Origin of the sequence: Streptomyces changchenzhani, from assembly GCF_039766235.1 — a bacterium.
In the GTDB taxonomy this organism is placed as follows: Bacteria; Actinomycetota; Actinomycetes; order Streptomycetales; family Streptomycetaceae; genus Streptomyces.
Window position 1 is genome coordinate 390,414 of record NZ_JBDHNH010000001.1, and the last position, 17,436, is coordinate 407,849.

Below are 17,436 nucleotides of genomic sequence, written 5' to 3' on the forward strand. Positions count from 1 at the left end.
CTGCACGTCCCCTCGTCCACCTACTACCGCTGGCGCCGGCAGGAGAAGGAGCCGTGTGAACGCCGCCGCCGTGACGCGGAGTTGACGACCAAGATCGAGGAGATCCATGCCGACTCCGGCGGGATCTACGGCTCGCCCCGCGTGCATGCCGTGCTCAAGCGCGAGGGCGTGGCCATCGGCCGCAAGCGGGTCGAGCGATTGATGCGCGAGGCCGATCTGGCGGGCCTCAGCCCACGCCGCACGGGCAAGGGCTTCACCCGCCGCGACCCGACGGCCACGCTCGCCCCGGACCTGGTGCAGCGGGACTTCACCGCTCCCGTGCCGAACCGGCTGTGGGTCACCGACCTCACCATGATCCCCACGGGTGAGGGACCGCTGTGGCTCTCCGCGATCCGCGACGCCTTCTCCCGCCGGGTGGTGGCCTGGGAGACCTCCGCCCGCGCGGACGCCGACCTGGTCCTGTCCTGCCTCGAGTACGCCCTGGCCAGCCGCGAGCCCGTGCCCGGCACCTTGATCCATCACGCCGACCACGGCTGTCAATACACGTCCATCAAGCTCACAACACGGCTGGTACGTGCGGGTATTGAGGGGTCGATGGGGTCCGTGGGCGACAGCTACGACAACGCCCTCGCGGAGAATCTGTGGATGCTGATCAAGACCGAGTGCGTGCGCGGACGCGTCTTCGTCACCCGGGCCGAGGCCAACCTCGCGCTGTTCGAGTACATCGACGGCTTCTACAACAGCCGACGCATCCAGAAACGCCTCGGCTACCTCAGTCCCATCGAGTTCGAGGAGAAGCACTACGCCAACCAGGCGACGACCGAACAAGCGAACCTGAAACCACGTCAACCCATCCTGACCAGCTGATCAGCACCTCCCGCACACCGGGGGAACCTCAGGCCTCGAACTCCAGCACTTCAAGGATGTTGTTCTTGTACACGGGCTCGATGGCTCGTCGCTTGCCCAGAAAATGAACGTGGAGGGTTCTCTCTGGAAGGTGGGCCGCTGCGTCTCCCACGCGTACCAGGGTGTGGTCGATGGGGTGGTGGTAGTACACGCCCGACAGGCCGAACAAGCCGTTCATTTCGAGGTAGAGCTGCGTTGCGTACAGGGCGCCGGGGGATGCGTAGTTGTACTTGGGCAGCAGGCGCTCGTGGCTGCGGAAGGGGCCGAACCACCGCAGGATCTCGCCCAGCTTTCCCAGCGGAAGTTCCGTGAGGGGCTGGGAGTGCGTGAACGTCCGCACCGGAGCCAGCAGCTCGAGCAGGCCCTCCAATGTCAGAGGTTCGCCGTCGTAGGTCCGGTAGGTCTTACGGGCGAACGCGGCCCGTCGCTGCGTGTGCGTCGCCGCCTTTCCGGGGAGCGCTACGGCAGGACGCGCGGCGAGCTGCTGTGCGTTGCGCAGGCCAGGGTTGGAAAGCTGGGCTTTGACCTGCACCTTCGATGCTTTGGACTGGTGGTGAGCGGCATCGGCGCGCCCCTGGTCCATCACCGCAGCGGTGCGTCCGTTCAGCTCTATGGCGGCTACCAGAGCCTTGCCGCCGGTCCGGGGGTCGTCAGTGACGAACGACGCGGCCCGCCTCACCCAGGTGTGCATCTCGATGCGAGAGGCCACCTCTTCCAGCTCGATCCGGTATCCGCGGAGCTTGACCTGATTGTCCACGCGGCCGCTGAACTGAATGGTGCCGTCGGGGTTCCACTGGCACAGGTCGCCTGTGCGGTACAGCCGCTCCGTCGGGTTGAACGGTGAGGTGATGAAGCGCTGTGCTGTCTGTTCGAGCAGTCCGATGTATCCGCGGGCGACCTGGATCCCTCCGATGAACAGCTCGCCGGTCTCTCCGATATCGACCGGCTGTCTGTTGTCGTCGAGGATGTAGCACGTCACATTGTCGGCGGGCACACCGACAGGGACGATTCCGGTGTCACTGTCGTCTAGGGTGTCCGGGTCGATCCAGTGTGAAGTGGCGTTGATCGCTGTTTCCGTCGGCCCGTACAGGTTGACCACCGACAGGTGGGGCAGCGCCGCGAACAGGTTCCTTGCGAGGCCCTGAGTGAGAGCCTCTCCACCGGAGAAGACCCGGGTCAGCGAGGAGCATGAATCGAAGAGGTCGGTGTCGACGAGGGCTCGCAGCAGGGTAGGCACCCCTTGGAGGGCGGTCACCTGGTGCTCGCGAATCGTCGCGACGATGGCCTCGGGGTCCCGGAAGATCCCGGGGTTTCCCATGACGACGCGGGCACCGGCGGCGGGGGCGAGGATCTCCCACTGTGCGGCGTCGAAGCTCATGGGTGTCTTCTGGAGGATCGACACGTCCGGGCCGAGGTGCCCGCAGTTCATCAGCCACTGCATCTGAGAAACGATGCTGTGCTGTTCGATCATCACGCCCTTGGGCTTACCGGTGCTGCCCGAGGTGTAGATGACGTAGGCAAGGTGATGGCCGGCCGAGCCGGGCAAGGACACGGACGGCCCACCGCGGGCATCGTTCTCGGTCAGGACGGTGGTCCCTGCGGGGGCCAGGCGCAGGACGCGTGCCCGCAAGTGCTCTTGGGTGACGATCACCTGGATTCCCGAGTCCTCGACCATGTACCTCAGGCGGTCTTCGGGATACTCGGGCGACAGCGGGAGGTAGGCGGCGCCAGCTGTGAGGATGCCCCACGCGCCCGTCATCAACTCCACGGACGGCTCCGCGTACAGGCCGACGCACGCATCGGCGGTGACTCCCAGACGGGCCAGGTGCGAACCGAGCAAGCCCGCTGCGTCGGTCAGCTCCTTGAAGGTGAGGTCACCGCCGGTGTGAGTCACGGCGATAGCCTCTGGCCTCAGAAGGGCCTGCTGGCCGAGAAGGGTGTGCAGCGAAGCGCGTGCCGAAGCCCGCTGAGGAAATCCAGTGATTGGTGCATGCGTGCTCATAAAGGTGTTGCCCCCCTGGCAAAGAATTGAACGGTGCTCAGGTCGTGACACGCTCGGCGACGGGTGCCGGAGCTGGTGTCTTGTCCTGTGTCTTCGAGCGTGGCTGCGCGATCACTACTGCTCCGATGACTGCGATCGCACCCACGAATTGCAGTGGACGCAGGGTCTGGTCGAGGAAGAAGTAGCCGAGAACTGTCGCGCACAGCGGTGAGGCGAACGACAGGAATGAGGCGGCCAGCGCCGGCAGACGCGCAAGGCCGTTGAACCACACGACGTAGGCGATCAACGCACCGATGATGCTCAGGTACGCGAAGCCCCCGAGGTTGGCCCAGGACAGGTGAGTCGGGAGCGGCTCGGTGGCGAGCATGACCGGCAGCAGCGCGAGTCCGCCCACCGTGAGTTGCCAGCCGGTGAAGGTCAGCAGGGACACGCCTTCGGGCCGGCCCCATCGTTTGGTCAGGACGATGCCGCAGCCCATGGACATGGCCCCGAGGATTCCTGCCAGCACGCCAATGCCGTCCAGCCCGGCGTGCGGCTGAAGAACCAGCAGTGCCACCCCCACAGCGGCGAGCACGCACGAACCGACATGGATCGGCTTGATCTTGTCCTTGAGCAGGAGAGAACCCAGCAGGAGAACGATCATGGGTTGGATCGACATGACCAGAGCGGCGACCCCGCCCGGCAGGTGGTAGGCGGCCAGGAAGAGGAAGTAGAAGAAGGCACCGATGTTCAGGATGCCGAGGACCACCGCCCGGCCCCACCAGATCCCCCGGGGCAGCACACGAGTCGCCAGGAGCAGGATCAGCCCGGCAGGAAGCGCACGCACCATAGAGGCGAGCAACGGGCGGTCGGGCGGCAGGAACTCAGTGGTGATCAGATAGGTCGAACCCCACACCGCAGGAGCAAGAGCGGTAAGGGCGGACGTCGTCGCCAGGCGGTGGCTCGTCACTTCTTGGCTCCGGAATCCGTGGTACCGAAGAACCGGTCGCCGAAGTCACCGATCCCCGGGACCATGAACGCGTGCTCGTTCAGCCGGTCCTCGATTGCGCTGGTGACGATCCGCACGCGGGGCCGTTCAGCCGCAACGCGGCGCAGCCCTTCCGGGGACGACAGGAAATTGACCATGATGATGCGGTCCTCGGCAACGCCTGACTCCCGCAGGACGTCGATGGCCGCAAGCGCGGACCCGGCGGTGGCCAGCATCGGCTCCAGCAGCAGCACATGCCGTTCGGCTATGTCGTCCGGCAGGTGCTTGTAGTAGAGCCGCGGCAGCTTGGTCTCCTTGTCACGCTGGATGAGGATCTTGCCGACCCGGATGCCGGGGTGCACATCGCGCAGCTCCCCCTCCATGGCCTCACCGGCGCGGATGACGGGCACCGCGCAGAGCTTTGAGGCAAACTCCAGCCCGTAGAAGGTCGTGCCGAGGGGCGTAGTGACTTCCTTCTTAGTGAAGGGAAGAAGGTCCATCCCGGCTTCCAGCAGGAGGCGGATGACGCGGCGGGCGTAGAACACGAAGTCCTCGCGTGAACAGTCCTTGTCCCGGATCACCGTGTGCATGGCGCGCAACTGATCGGTCTGTGGCAGTAGGTGAACGTTGTGGCCTGTGGTCACGGGGAACTCTCCTGAAGACGGGAAGGCGCGAAAGAATAGGGGGCCTGAGTGGGGCGCCCGGTTCCCGGGCGCCCCACTCAGGTGCGAGGTCAGCCGATTTCGTCGAAGGCGCGACGCGCCTCCGCGATGAAGACAGCGACCTTCTCGCGGTCCTTACGTCCATCCGAGCCCTCGAGACCCGTGTGAGCGTCGACGGCCGCGGGCTTTACCGCGCGGATCGCTGCGCCGACGTTCTCCGGGTTCAGGCCGCCGGCCATCATGAGCGGCTTCGGGGAACGGCGGACCAGTTCGGCCGAGACGCTCCAGTCGTGGGTGAGGCCGGTCGCTCCCTTGGCTCCGGTCTTCGGGTCGAACGTGTCCGTGATGTACATGTCGACGTACGGGTGGGTGTCATCGACGAGCTTCAGCAGCTCATCGATGTTGCCTTCCTTGACCACGAGAGACTTCAGGACGAAGAGGTCCGGGCGCAGGGCCTTCAGCTTCTTGAGCTGCTCGGTTGCCACGTCTCCATGGAGCTGAACGGCGACGACGCCCAGCTCGTCGCAGAACTGGCTGACTTCTTCAGCCTCGGTCAGGTAGCTGATGAGGACGCCGGCATGCGGTGCCTGGAGCCCCTTGATGATGGATGTGGCGTCCTGTTCGGCGATGTCGTCCTTGCCGGAGGGCAGGCGCAGCGCGAAGCCGATCCAGTCCGCTCCCTCTCCGATGACCATGTCGGCCTCGGTGGCGTCGATGATGCCGGCGACCTGGACGAGCTTGTTCACGGTGGTCATGAAAACGTTCCCCTGTTATTGGTTGGTGCGCATGCCTACGGACAGACAGAACGGTCCATGTCGGTCCGTAAGGTCTCTGATGGGTTTTAGGTCAGGTGGTTCGTACGGGATCTGCGGCCGTATGCACGGGCTGCAGCCGGTGGTGCTCTCACGGCGCAGCAACGGGCGCGATGAGCGCAGTTACCGGTGATCAGCGGCCGTAGACCTCGCTGAAGCAGGTCAAGACGCGGTCTCGGCGGCCCGGGTGCACACGCTCCTCGGCCGGGTAGCCCAATGGCATGAGTAGCGCGATGTGCAGATCATCGCGGCCGGCAATGCCGATCGCCGCTTTAACTGCACCCTCGTCCCAGCCGTTCATCGGGCTGGTGGCCAAGCCGGCGGCGGCAGCTGCGATCATGAGAAACGACGCGACGATCATTGCGTCCTTAACCGCATACTCACGCGCCAGGCCCCGGGCCTGGAGGTCCTCCTGGAAGAGCCGCGCGTTCACGGGTGAAGCGGCTGCGAACTGCTCCGACCAGGCCCCGCTGCGACGAGCCTCTTCCCAGACGTCCCCACGCTCTTCCCCAGCAGCTGCGGACTCCGCCACGAACACCAGCATCACCGGCGCCTCTTGAGGATGCGGTTGTCCCCCGGTGGCGTCCGTGAGCGCCTTCAATCCCCGCTCGTCGGCAACCGTGACGATCGACCGGCCCTGAAGATTGAAGCTCGACGGCGCCTCCAGCGCCAGATCGGTCACCTCGTGGAGGAGAGAGGCAGGAACCGGGTCCGGCCGGTAGTGCCGCACGCTTCGGCGTGCACGGATGACGTCCGCCACGGCGGAAGGAGCTGCCACTGCGATACCCACGAGGTAAACCTTTCGTGATGGAACTATCTGACGTCAAGAAGCTACGCCTGGGACTATGCTGACGTCAAACAATTACTGCAAGTAACGAAAGAAGAAGGTGGCATCATGCGCGACTCGGTCGACCACTTCCTGGACCAGTGGGCCGCTCAGCGCTCCGACCTGGACCTCGAGGCCATGGGTGCGGTAGCACGACTCCTGCGGCTCTCCCGGCTCGTCAACGCCCAGGTGGGCCAGTACTTCGCCGAACACTCCATGGAGACCTGGGAGTTCGACGTCCTCGCCACACTCCGCCGCAGCGGCCGGCCCCTCACCCCCAAGGAACTCGCCGCCAGCGTCATGATCAGCTCCGCCGCCCTCACCAACCGGGTGGACCGCCTGGACGACAGCGGATACGTCACCCGCCAAGCCGTACCCCACGACCGACGCAGCCTCCACATCGCACTCACCGACAAAGGGCGTGAACTCATCGACAAGACCGTCGAAGGACACGTCCGCAACCAACGGAAGATCATCTCCAGCCTCAACGGCAACGACTGTGACGAACTCAACCGAGTCCTACGGACCCTGCTCATCTCCCTCGGAGACACACGCTGATTCCTGACGCACTTCACGAAAGCGATCGAGCCGGGGCGGTGGGGCCCCGGCCCCTGGTGGCGCGGCCCCGGGCGGGAGGCCTCACGCAACCCGAAGGACGCCTGTCCCCCTGCGCCGTACCTCAGCTACGGCCTGCCGCCTACGGCGCATGGGGACCCTTCATCACGCGCACTGTGCGCGAAGGCCAACGTCCGCGGGCCGCCTTCTGCCTGCTTGGCGACGGGCGGCCCGCCGCCAGGGACTGCAGCAGCACACTGCCGATGACCAAAGCCAACTGCTATACGTCTGTTGCTCGCTCGGCAGACATAGAGCTCAGAGGACTGACCGGCTGCCAACATCGTCGACTGTGAGCCCGTACGGGCTGTAGGTTCCGCGCTTCGGTGTCCAACGGCACCGCTGCAACCAGCAGGGCATCGGCGTTCCACGTTCGTGTCCACCGAACGCGTTCCGCAGAACGTGTCCAATCCTCGGCTCTGACGGCGCAGCGACGATCGAGCCCGGCGGAGGCAAGCGGGTGGACCTGCGATTACGCAGAACCGCGTCCAATCGGCCAGCCGTTGGACACGGCGGCGAGGAATTGGACACCGAGCTGCGGAACCTACACGGGCACCAGTGGCTTCGTAGGTGTTCGTTGACTCCGAATGTGGTCCTGCGTGACTCCCGCAGAGCTCGGAGAGATTCGGTCCTGACCTGGTGGCGGGCCGCGCTGCGGCTGAGGAGGGCCGCGGCGATACCTGTCGTTCCGGTACCGAGAGCTCCGACCGTTGCGCCGAGCACGGCGGCAAGTCCTGCGTCCATCACGCCACTGTGGCTGATACGCCGGGGCCGCGGTGTGCTGATCAGTTATCTCCTGCGCTGGGTGCGACAGGAGCGGCTGTAGCTTTCCCGCGCTGAATCGCGTGTGGAGCCGCAGCGGTTCGAGCGACGAGGACCGCCGCACGCCTGATGGGTGGGTTGAGGCGGTCCTCTTCGCACTGGTCCTCGGACTCCGTCCCTAGGAGCGTGGGTCAGTAACAACGTCGCCTGAGGTCGGCGACGTCGGCCCCAGGGTCGGGGCCCCGGCCTGGCTAGGCTGCCGTTCATGAATTCGGAATCGATCAACGGTGTGACCGCCGCCGAGCTCGCCATCCTTGACGCTTCGGAGCTGACTCGCGATCCGAAGTTGGAAGCCGGGTTCACGGAGTCGGCGCACCGGATTCTGGCGGACCTGGTCGGTCGGGGCGCCGCGCTGGGATGGGTCGAGCCGCCCTCGTCGGACGAGGTCGCGGGACTGCTTGATGACGTTGTCTGCGCGGTGCGGTCGGGCGATGCGGCCTTGCGTGTCGCCTACCTGGACCGCCGCCTTGTCGGACTGGGTTACTGGCTGCGGTACGCCCGGCCGACCCATAAGCCGCACGCCGATCTGGAGAAGGTCGCGGTGGACCGTGGCGTCCACGGTCGCGGCGTCGGCCGGGCGTTGACTGCCGCCTTGATCGGGGATGCCCGGGCAGTTGGTGTCGAAGTTCTCACCTTGGATGCCCGTGGTGACAATGAGAATGCCCTGCGGCTCTACCGCTCGCTGGGCTTTGCGGAGTACGGCCGTCTCCGCGACTTCGTCGCCGTCGGGCAATATCGCTACGACAAGGTGTTCTACATGATGGACTTCCGCCGAGAGGACTGACGGCCACCACCCGCAAAAAGCTCTACGGATACCCGCCGTTGGTTAGTGATCATTCGTACGGAATTATGTCGGTATGCGTGGTAGGGATGGTCTGTTCGAGGTCGAGCCGGTCACGAAGCAGCGGCTGCGGGGCCGTGCGGCGGCGGTGGACAAGCGGTTCCGGCCGTTTGACCCGCATCAGGTCCTGCTGCTGCCGCCGTCGCTGGACGACTGGCTGCCTGAGAGGCACTTGGCCCGGTTCGTCGCTGACCTGGTCGACGACGTGCTAGACCTGGGGCCGGTGCTGGCCGACTACACCGACAAACGCGGCTACCCGCCGTATGACCCCAGGCTGATGGTGCGGCTGCTGATCTACGGCTACACCACCGGGGTGCGCTCCTCACGAGCGATCGAGGGCAAGTGCGCCGACGACGTCGCGTTCCGGTTCCTGGCCGCCGGCCAGGCCCCGGACTTCCGCTCGATCTCCCGGTTCCGCCGCCACCTGGACGCCCTGGCCGACCTGTTCACTCAGTCCCTGCACCTGGCGCAGAGGCTCGGCATGGTCAAGATGGGGCGCGTCGCCCTGGACGGCACGAAACTTCGGGCCAGCGCCTCCAAGCACAAGGCGATGAGCTACGGGCGACTGGTTGACAAGGAGGAGCGGATCGAGGCCGAGATCGCGGAACTGGAAGCGATGGCCGCCGCGTTGCTGGACGACGCCGAAGTGAGCGATGCCGCCGAGGACCAGGTGTTCGGCGTTGACGGCAAGGATGTCGACCTGCCCGCCGAACTGGACCGACGCGAGGCGCGTCTGGCCAAACTGCAGGCCGCTCGCGCCCAGATCGAGGCCGACGCCGTGGACAAGGCACGCCGCCACGCCAAGCAGAAGGAGCGCCGTCGCCAGGAGCGCACCAACAGCGGCGACGAGCAGGCCGTCACTGACGCGGGCGACAAGGCGGCCAAGGTGGCGCGTCCCAAGCCGAAGGCCCAGGCCAACTTCACCGACCCCGACTCGCGGATCATGAAGAACAGCGACGGCGCCTACATCCAGGCATACAACGCCCAGGCCGTCGTGGACGCAGAGCACCAGGTCATCACCGCTGCCGACGTGACGACCAACGCCTCAGACGCGCTGAGCTACACCACGATGCTCGACCAGTCCGCCCAGAACACAGGCATCCACCCCGGGCAGGCACTGGTCGACGCCGGCTACTGCTCCGAGGCGAACCTCCAGGCCGCCAAGGAGCGCCAACTCGTCTGCGGTACCGACACGTTCATGGCCACCGGCCGCCTCGCACACGACGAGCAGGTCCCGCCGGCGCCACGCGGACGCATCCCGGCGGACGCCACGCCGAAGGAGCGCATGGCCCGCAAGCTGCGGACCAAACCCGGCAAGGCCGCCTACAGCCGCCGAAAAGCCATCGTCGAGCCCGTCTTCGGACAGATCATGACCTGCCAGAACGGCCGCCAGCTCATGCTTCGCGGCGAGGACGGCGCCCGCGGAGAGTGCCACCTGCTGGCCGCCTGCCACAACCTCCGCAAGATCTTCCGACACGCCGGCACCGCCGGACTGATCACCGCGATGGGCTGACCACCCCGGCGCTCAGCCCTGTCACAGGGCCTGCCAGGCCGTATTCAACGGGCAGGACCTCAACCCACAGGCTCAGGGTTGCGGCCGGGAGGCCACGGCCGGCCCCACCGATCACGGGGAACCGACCGCTTGCCCGTTACTGAGACACGCTCCTAGCTGGCTTCGGCTTCACCCTCCTCGTCCGTAGCGGCGGGGTTCTGGGTGTTGCCGGGGGGCGGCGGAGTGGGGTCTATATGACCCCAGTTGGTCTCGTAGGTGCTCTGGGCGTGCTCGTTGATCGCAATGCCAGCGAGGAGATTCCGGTCGATCCGCTCGGCTTCGGTGAGCACCGCGTCGGCCGCCGCTTCACGGATGAGCTCCGCCAGAGAGCTGATGTTTCCTCCAGTGCGCCGGTACAGGTACTCCCACTCGCCCGTGAGGGTGCCCGGCCGGTGTTTGTACAGGACGAGTGCCTCCTCCATCGCGGTGATGACGGAGACCCAGTCGGCCTTTTCTGCTCTGGTGCGGATGGCGTACTCGGTCATGTGCAGCAGGGTGTTGCGGCCGGCGGTCTGGGTGACACGGGCGCCACCGATGCCTTCGAGGAAGAGGCCGGAGTGCTCGAGGTCGACTCCGGTGTAGATGAAGGTGGCCGCGGTGTGGTTCGCGATGTACTTCAGGTGGTCGTTGACGACCTTTCCCTCTTTGAAGGAGAGGTCCATGAAGTGCGCGTCGTCGATGATCACGAGTTCGACGCCGACCATGCGCATCTTCTCCAGGACAAGCCGGGTGATGTCACTTTTGGTCGCGCCGGAACGGTACTTCTGGCCGAGGTACTGGGCGAGCGCGATGGACAGGTCCTTGGGCGTGGCCTGCGAGGGGATGTTGATGTACACGACGGGGGTGTAGTCGATCATGTGATCGTCAACTATGTACTGCTTGGCGAAGCGTTCGGAGTAGGTGCCCCGCAGTTCGTGTTCGAAGTCGTAGGCGAACGTCTTGACCAGCGTGGACTTGCCGAGGGTGGCGGGCCCGTCGAGGACGATGCTGCGGCGGGCACCGGCGAACTGGTGGGCGTTGGTCATCATCCGGCGGCGGATCTGGTGGTGGATGGTTTTCATCTGACTGGTGCGGACGATGATCAGGGCGCTGTGGTGGGCGGCGCGGGCCTGGTTGTGGAGATGGCGTTCCTTGGCACTGAGCTGCTCGTAGACCTCGAGGGGCAGCAGGGCCGGCCGGGGCGGGAGCTGGTAGTCGAGGTATTCGCGCCATTCCTCTTTGGTGCGTGGCTCGGACAGTCCGGGGTGCTTGAAGTCGCCGGGACCGTAGGCATCGTCGCTGGGCTCGTCGTCGGAGGAGAAGGGGGTCGGCATGATCAGCCTTCCTGGCTGGTGTGGGGGTTCCAGACCTCGGCGGGCTGGACGGCAAAGGGGTCGAAGTCGTCGTCCTCGCCGGGCAGGTCGGGGACGGCGTGCAGTGAGGGGACGGTCGGCTCGACGACCTCCGGCACCGGACGCGGTGGCGGGACGGTGGCGGGGACTGCGGGGGTGGAGCGTGCTTCGTCCTGGGCTTGCGCCTCGCCGCGGTGCCGGTCGCGGGTGTGGCGCTTGCGGTCGGTCTTGGTCCACATCTCGGGGGCGTCAGTGCGGTTCTGCAGGTCCCACAGGGCCTTGGCGATCTGCTCCTGGAAGTCCTTGTCCTTCGGGTCGCCGTCGCGGAGTTCGACCAGGCGCCTGGCCTCGCGCAGGGTGATGTCGGTGAAGGGCTGCAGGTCGCTGAGGGCTTTGGTCCAGCGCAGCGTGTACCAGGTGTCGTCGCGGGAGTTGTGGAAGTAGGCGTGCAGCAGATTGCGCGGGTCGTAGCGGATGGGCCATCGCCCGTTGCCGTAAGGAGACTTGGCCCGGCGGAACTGGTAGAGGACGTCCTCGTTGTAGATCAGGTAGTTGAGCTCGACGCCGTAGGAATTGATCGCGCGGCCGTCGTCCGCGATGGGCAGCAGCTCGTAGTACAGGTTCGGGTCGCGAGGGCAGTCGACATAGCCGGCCGAGCCGAGCGCCATGGCGTACGCCTCGTTGGGCGAGACGTTCAGGTCGGGGAAACCATGCAGGTGCAGACCCCTGTGGTGCTGGTTCTGGTAGACCGCGATGACGTACTCGGCGAAGAACTCAGTGATCTCGTCCAGGGTCCAGCGGGCCTGTTCTTCGACGTGCTTGCCGCGGTGGGCGACATTGAAGCCCTTGTAACCGGCGATGTGCATGGACAGCTGTTCCCGGATTGTCCCGAACAGGCGTTCCACTTGGGGTTTGTCGGTGGGCTTCAGCTTGCGGGCGTCCTGGAGGTCGATCTTCCATTTACGGCAGGCGCGCTTGACGACGTCGGACTTGTAGGGCTTGCCGTGGTCGTAGAGCAGGGTCTCGGGGTAGATGACGGGCCGCGCAGCGGCCTCGGCGAGGCGTTCGTCGACGCTGAGGTGGCGCTGGTAGGGGACGCGGAGCATCTGGTAGCGCATGTCGGCGCTCACGGAATGTTTCCGTCGAGGTGTGATCCGCTCACGGAATGTTCCCGGGGGCCGCTCGTTGGTTCCCAGTAGCGCGCTCGCGATGTTCGTCGTGGGGATGGCGAACGTTCTGCTGTAGTTGTCAAGATCCAGTCCTCTTCCCGTACATGATCGTCCGCTGTCGGCCCTGGTAACTGGGGAGCGGATGGCGAGGAGGACTTTCTACGTGATCGACATAACCGAGATCCTGGTGCACTGGTATGCCGGACGGTCTCAGCACGATGTCGCGGGCTCGCTCGGGGTGGCGCGCAGGACGATCCGCCGCTACGTGGAGCCGGCGATCGCCGCGGGTTTCGTGCCCGGTGGGCCGCCGGTGGCCGAGGCGGAGTGGGCGGCGCTGGTCAAAGAGTGGTTCCCGCACCTGACGGACACCCGGCTGCGGCAGGTGACCTGGCCGGACTTCGACAGGCACCGGGAGTACATCGTCGAGATGCTGCGGGCCGGGGTGACCAAGGCGACGATCCACCAGCGGCTGCGGGACGAGCACGGGGTGACAGGATCGGTCGCCTCGTTCAAGCGGTACGTCGTGGCGAACCTGGCCGAGGACGCGATGCGGGACAAGGTGACGGTGCTGCGAGCGGACCCGGAGCCGGGGTTCGAGGCACAGATCGACTACGGGATGCTGGGCTCCTGGACCGATCCGCGTACCGGGGGCTCGCACCGGATCTGGGCGTTCGTCATGGTCCTGTCGCACTCCCGGCACATGTTCGTCCATCCGGTGATCTCGATGGACCAGGCGTCGTGGACGGCCAGCCATGTGGAGGCGTTCGCGTTCTTCGGCGGTGCCCCGGCCCGTCTGGTGCCGGACAACCTGAAGACCGGGGTGGACAAGCCCGACCTCTACGACCCGAAGCTGAACCGGGCGTATGCCGAGCTCGCGGCGCACTACGGCGTCCTGGTAGACCCCGCTCGCGCACGGAAACCCAAGGACAAACCTAGAGTTGAAAGACAAATGCCCTATATACGGGACTCGTGGTGGAAGGGCCGAGAGTTCACGTCTTTGGCGGAGATGCAGGCGTCCGCGCTGCACTGGTGCCGCCAGGTCGCCGGCGTCCGCAAGCACCGCGGGCTGGACGGGCGGGCTCCGGCGGAGGTGTTCGACACCGTCGAGGCCGGCACGCTGATCCCGCTGCCGGACTCGGCGTTCACCCTGGCGCAGTGGTCGCGGGCCAAGATCGCCCCGGACGTCCACGTGAAATGCGGGAAGGCGCTCTACAGCGTTCCGTGGAAGCTGATCGGGCAGCACGTCGACATCCGGGCCACGTCGACGATGGTACGGATCTTCCACCACGGCGAACTGGTGAAGACCCACGTCCGCGCGGACAAGGGCCGCCGGACCGACATCGCGGACTACCCGCCGGAGAAGGTCGCGTTCCAGACGAAGACGCCGACCTGGTGCCGGGAACGCGCCGAGCAGTCCGGTCCGGCCACCGCCGCGGTGATCGCCGAACTGCTGGAGGGCCCCGCCCTGCACCGGCTGCGGTCCGCGCAGGCGATCCTGGGCCTGGCCGGCAAGCACACCGACGCCCGCCTGGAGGCGGCCTGCCGCAAGGCCGCCGCGGCCGGCGACCCGTCCTATCGCACCATCCGCAACATCCTTCTCGCAGGGCTTGAGGCCATCGAGCCCGAGCGGCCCACCGGCGACGCCGGAGCCCCGGCGTTCCTGCACGGGCCCGACACGCTGTTCGCCGACGTCATCGCGTTCCCCGCCCCCACCGCCGGCACGACGGCCGGCCGCCAGACCGAGCCCGGGCACGGCGAGCCGACCGGCACGGCCAGCTGACCATGACCGGACACCCCCACCACCACCACGACGACGTCGTCCACCTGCCCCGACCGGTCGCCGAACGCATGGCCTCCTGGCTGCGACATCTCGAGGCATTCCTCGACGACTGCGATCAGGCCACCGCGGACGCCCTGGACGGCTACTTCGGCTTCGCGCCCGCCGCCGAGACCATCAGCGCCGTGCTCAGCCTCGACGCCGACACCCTGCAGGCCGCGCTCACCACCACGACACCGCCACCACAGGAAGCGTGAACCCGCCATGACGATCCTCCGCCCCGCGCTGGCCGACAGCCTGCGAGCCCTGCGACTGTCCGGGATGCTCGAGACCCTGGACGCCCGCCTCAACCAGGCCCAAGGCGGCGACCTGGGCTACCTGGAATTCCTCCAGATCCTGTGCGACGACGAGATCACCCGCCGAGAACAGCAGAGCATGGCCCGCCGCCTGCGCCGCGCTCGCTTCGACACCGAGGCCACCTTGGAAGGCTTCGACTTCGGCGCCTCGCCCAAGCTGCCGGCCGCCCAGATCCGTGACCTTGCCGCCCTGCGCTGGCTGCACGCCGGGGAGTCGATCATCCTCTACGGAGCCGTCGGCGTCGGGAAGACCCACGTCGCCCAGGGCATGGGCCACCAGGCGATCCGGGCCGGAGCCGAGGTCCGCTTCCACAAGACCAGCCGGATCCTGGCGGACCTCGCCGGCGGACACGCCGACCGCACCTTCGACAAACGCCTGGCCGGACACATCAAGGCCGACCTGCTCATCCTCGACGACTTCGCCATGCGCGAGTTCACCCCCACCCAGGCCGACGACCTCTACGAGCTGATCTCCCAACGCGTCGCCGAAGGCCGCTCAGTCGTGATCACCGCCAACCGCGCACCCCAGGACTGGTATCCGCTGTTTCCCAACCCCGTCGTCGCCGAGTCGCTCCTGGACAGACTGATCAACACGAGCCACCAAGTGTTCATGAACGGCCCCTCCTTCAGACCGAACAAGCGACCGAAGGCAACGACCACCGTCACGAAGTAGACCCACTCAACACACCAGGGTCGGTCTCATTGCATGAGCCGACCCCGGGAACATTCCGTGAGCGCCGACATTCCCACGGCTCCTCACGCTCGTGGTCACTCGGGTCGGTCCTCCGTTGCTTCCCTCCGGGCGGCCCGCGAGCTCATCCGACCGGGTGTCAACCTCCATGTACGCCTCGATCCGGAACTGCGAGTTGATGTCCAGCGGCTCGAACACGTCGGCCGGAAGCGCCGAGGCCTGCACGAGCTTCCCCGAGCCCAAGTGGATCGCGACCCGCGGCCGGCACCGCGTGTCCGACTCCCACCCCAGGAGGATGCTCGGCAGGCGAAGGGTGGTCCCGGCCCGCACCACCACGGCGAACTGGATGCCGCCGTGCACGTCCCGCAGCCACCCGTTACCGCTGACATTGAACGAAGGCTGCAGAGTGACCAGAGTGCTGCGTACTCGGGCGAGGCCGATTTTGAACAGCATCCGGGACTTCCACCGCAGGCGCTTCCACCGCATCCCGTCGGGGTCCAACCAGACGGTGTACCCGCGTACGGTCACGTCTTGGCGGCCGATGTCGATATCTCCCAGCGGTCGTCGCTGCGACGCCCGCGTAAGGCGAGCACCTGAACGCGACCGCCCGTGAGCCAGTGGCTCCAGACCTGCCAGGTGACTCCGAAGGCCCCCGTACTCGCACCGAACACGGCAAGAGCAGTAGTCCAGTTCATGGTCCGTGAACGTATAGATCGTCCCGGCTCCGCGCCAGAGGGCCACTTCCTGCCACCACCGAATTGGTCGGGCTACGAACCGGCGTGCGCGGTGACAGTCGCGCTTCGCGCCTTGGGCAGTGCGATGCCCTGGGCCTGCGCCGCCTTACCCGGGCGCAGTGTCCACGGCACGGGGTTCGTGTCCGCCAGCCACTCGTTCGCCAGCAGCCGCCGCACGATGAAGCCTCGTACTGATCGGTTCACGTCCCAGCCCAGGCCCGAGCACATCTGGTTGTGCGACGGGCCATGGCCGTGCTCGGCCCGGTAGGCCACGGTGAATTCGGCAGCCTGCGGGCCGCGGTCCGGGTGGGAATCCTTCCAGTCGCCATAGGCAACCTTCATCCACTTGTGGAAGACCTGGGGGCGGACGCGCCCCATGAATGGCTCCGCGACCTGACTCGGTTCGAGAGCGCACAGGGCACAGAACTCGACCGCCTCGACGTGCCGTCGCAGCGCGGGGGTTGCTGCCGTCTTCCAGGCCGACCAGACGGCAATGTCGAACTGAAACTTCGGCTTTCGCGGGGCCACGGTCTTACCTTGGGACTTCGCGGCCTTCGCCACCTGCTCCTCTTCGGTGGGACGGAGCAGGCCCGACAAGTGGCGTACTGCGGGGTCGAGCCGGCAACGGTCCTCGGAGAGTTCCTCGAGGAATCCCTTCCGCAGGAGATCGGGCAGGGTGGTCCGGCAGGCTTCGGGAAGGTCCGGCGGAATCTGTACGTGGAGCTTGGATGTGCTGTGCGCGGTGAGGAACAAGCCGGCCAGCCGAGCAGCGGGAGAGAGCTTCTTGACCGGCTTGGCCGCCAGAGCCCGCGTCGTCCATCCGGACACCCTTGAGCGCGTCTGCTGGCTGAAGGGCAGCGGATGATCGTCCTCTCGGGCCAGGGCGGCAACGGTGACGGGGACAGGCGTTGAGGGATCACCGTCGAACAGCGCATCGTCCATTTGCCACCCCAGGCCGCGCAGAGCCTCAACGGCACCACGGGCATCCTCCAGCCGCAGGGAGGCCAGATCCTGCCCGGTGAGGTTGCCGACACCCCCACGTGCCGCCCGAATGGCCACCACCACGGCAATGACCTGGGCTTCGGGACCGGGCAGGTCCAGCGACCCCACGTAGCTCAACAACGTGCGTGCTGCCTCTCCTTGGGACGTCGTCAAAAGGAACGGCAGCGTCTGCGGCGCGGCGACCGGGTCGGCGCTGACCTTGCTGGAGTTGACTGCAGTCTTCGGCACGACCGGCCCAACGCTTCCCGAAGGCCCAAGTCACCTTGGTGCTCCGTCTGGAGTGACACCGCGCCGCCAAATTCGTCCAAGTAGCGTAGCAGGAGCCGACAACGGGTCCGCCGGGACCAAATCGCGCGGAACTGTCAGAGCCGCGC

Annotated in this window: 17 protein-coding genes; 7 read left to right on the top strand and 10 right to left on the bottom strand. The window is 66.5% G+C overall.

The genetic code is table 11. The annotated features are described in order from the left end of the window. On the top strand, positions 1-867 hold the full coding sequence (locus ABCR94_RS01915; protein ID WP_347118397.1) for an IS3 family transposase: 867 nt from the start codon (positions 1-3) through the stop codon (positions 865-867). A gap of 28 nt (positions 868-895) precedes the next feature. Here ABCR94_RS01915 and ABCR94_RS01920 read toward each other — a convergent pair whose 3' ends face one another. The 5 genes from ABCR94_RS01920 to ABCR94_RS01940 form a co-directional block, all read right to left on the bottom strand. After that, complete coding sequence (locus tag ABCR94_RS01920) at positions 896-2,908, bottom strand: amino acid adenylation domain-containing protein (protein ID WP_347117189.1); 2,013 nt, start codon at positions 2,906-2,908, stop codon at positions 896-898. 37 nt (positions 2,909-2,945) lie between these two features. After that, a complete protein-coding gene (locus ABCR94_RS01925; RefSeq protein WP_347117190.1) occupies positions 2,946-3,857 on the bottom strand; it encodes an EamA family transporter in 912 nt (303 codons plus the stop codon). Next, positions 3,854-4,519: a uracil phosphoribosyltransferase gene (upp, locus tag ABCR94_RS01930; RefSeq protein WP_347117191.1), complete on the bottom strand. Its 666-nt coding sequence runs from the start codon at positions 4,517-4,519 to the stop codon at positions 3,854-3,856. The genes ABCR94_RS01925 and upp overlap by 4 nt, the downstream gene beginning before the upstream one ends. A gap of 89 nt (positions 4,520-4,608) precedes the next feature. Further along, a complete protein-coding gene (locus ABCR94_RS01935; protein ID WP_347117192.1) occupies positions 4,609-5,292 on the bottom strand; it encodes a phosphoribosylanthranilate isomerase in 684 nt (227 codons plus the stop codon). A gap of 190 nt (positions 5,293-5,482) precedes the next feature. Beyond that, positions 5,483-6,139 (bottom strand): nitroreductase family protein, encoded by a 657-nt coding sequence (locus ABCR94_RS01940; RefSeq protein ID WP_347117193.1) that lies wholly within the window; start codon positions 6,137-6,139, stop codon positions 5,483-5,485. 105 nt (positions 6,140-6,244) lie between these two features. Here ABCR94_RS01940 and ABCR94_RS01945 point away from each other — a divergent pair, with 105 nt between their 5' ends. From ABCR94_RS01945 to ABCR94_RS01955, 3 genes are all read left to right on the top strand, one after another. Beyond that, the gene (locus tag ABCR94_RS01945; protein WP_347117194.1) at positions 6,245-6,733 is read left to right on the top strand and encodes a MarR family winged helix-turn-helix transcriptional regulator; all 489 of its coding nucleotides are present in this window, start codon (positions 6,245-6,247) and stop codon (positions 6,731-6,733) included. Between the two features lie 1,081 nt (positions 6,734-7,814). After that, complete coding sequence (locus tag ABCR94_RS01950) at positions 7,815-8,393, top strand: GNAT family N-acetyltransferase (protein WP_347117195.1); 579 nt, start codon at positions 7,815-7,817, stop codon at positions 8,391-8,393. A 145-nt stretch (positions 8,394-8,538) separates the two neighbouring features. After that, positions 8,539-9,963: an IS1182 family transposase gene (locus ABCR94_RS01955; RefSeq protein WP_521976431.1), complete on the top strand. Its 1,425-nt coding sequence runs from the start codon at positions 8,539-8,541 to the stop codon at positions 9,961-9,963. Between the two features lie 152 nt (positions 9,964-10,115). Here the strand turns inward: ABCR94_RS01955 and ABCR94_RS01960 are convergent, their stop codons facing one another. Then, the gene (locus ABCR94_RS01960; RefSeq protein WP_347117196.1) at positions 10,116-11,315 is read right to left on the bottom strand and encodes a TniB family NTP-binding protein; all 1,200 of its coding nucleotides are present in this window, start codon (positions 11,313-11,315) and stop codon (positions 10,116-10,118) included. A gap of 2 nt (positions 11,316-11,317) precedes the next feature. Then, the gene (locus ABCR94_RS01965) at positions 11,318-12,463 is read right to left on the bottom strand and encodes a TnsB C-terminal domain-containing protein (RefSeq protein WP_347117197.1); all 1,146 of its coding nucleotides are present in this window, start codon (positions 12,461-12,463) and stop codon (positions 11,318-11,320) included. A 202-nt stretch (positions 12,464-12,665) separates the two neighbouring features. On the opposite strand from ABCR94_RS01965, the gene istA reads away from it, so the two are divergent. The 3 genes from istA to istB are packed head-to-tail and all read left to right on the top strand — an operon-like array spanning position 12,666 to position 15,308. Further along, complete coding sequence (gene istA, locus ABCR94_RS01970; RefSeq protein ID WP_347117198.1) at positions 12,666-14,282, top strand: IS21 family transposase; 1,617 nt, start codon at positions 12,666-12,668, stop codon at positions 14,280-14,282. Between the two features lie 2 nt (positions 14,283-14,284). Next, the gene (locus ABCR94_RS01975) at positions 14,285-14,536 is read left to right on the top strand and encodes a hypothetical protein (RefSeq protein WP_347117199.1); all 252 of its coding nucleotides are present in this window, start codon (positions 14,285-14,287) and stop codon (positions 14,534-14,536) included. Positions 14,537-14,543: 7 nt separating this feature from the next. Continuing rightward, complete coding sequence (gene istB / locus ABCR94_RS01980) at positions 14,544-15,308, top strand: IS21-like element helper ATPase IstB (protein WP_347117200.1); 765 nt, start codon at positions 14,544-14,546, stop codon at positions 15,306-15,308. A 6-nt stretch (positions 15,309-15,314) separates the two neighbouring features. Here istB and ABCR94_RS01985 read toward each other — a convergent pair whose 3' ends face one another. The 3 genes from ABCR94_RS01985 to ABCR94_RS01995 form a co-directional block, all read right to left on the bottom strand. Beyond that, on the bottom strand, positions 15,315-15,812 hold the full coding sequence (locus ABCR94_RS01985; protein WP_347117201.1) for a hypothetical protein: 498 nt from the start codon (positions 15,810-15,812) through the stop codon (positions 15,315-15,317). Positions 15,813-15,850: 38 nt separating this feature from the next. Beyond that, positions 15,851-16,021 (bottom strand): hypothetical protein, encoded by a 171-nt coding sequence (locus ABCR94_RS01990; RefSeq protein ID WP_347117202.1) that lies wholly within the window; start codon positions 16,019-16,021, stop codon positions 15,851-15,853. 72 nt (positions 16,022-16,093) lie between these two features. After that, on the bottom strand, positions 16,094-17,290 hold the full coding sequence (locus ABCR94_RS01995; protein WP_347117203.1) for a hypothetical protein: 1,197 nt from the start codon (positions 17,288-17,290) through the stop codon (positions 16,094-16,096). Positions 17,291-17,436 lie beyond the last annotated feature (146 nt).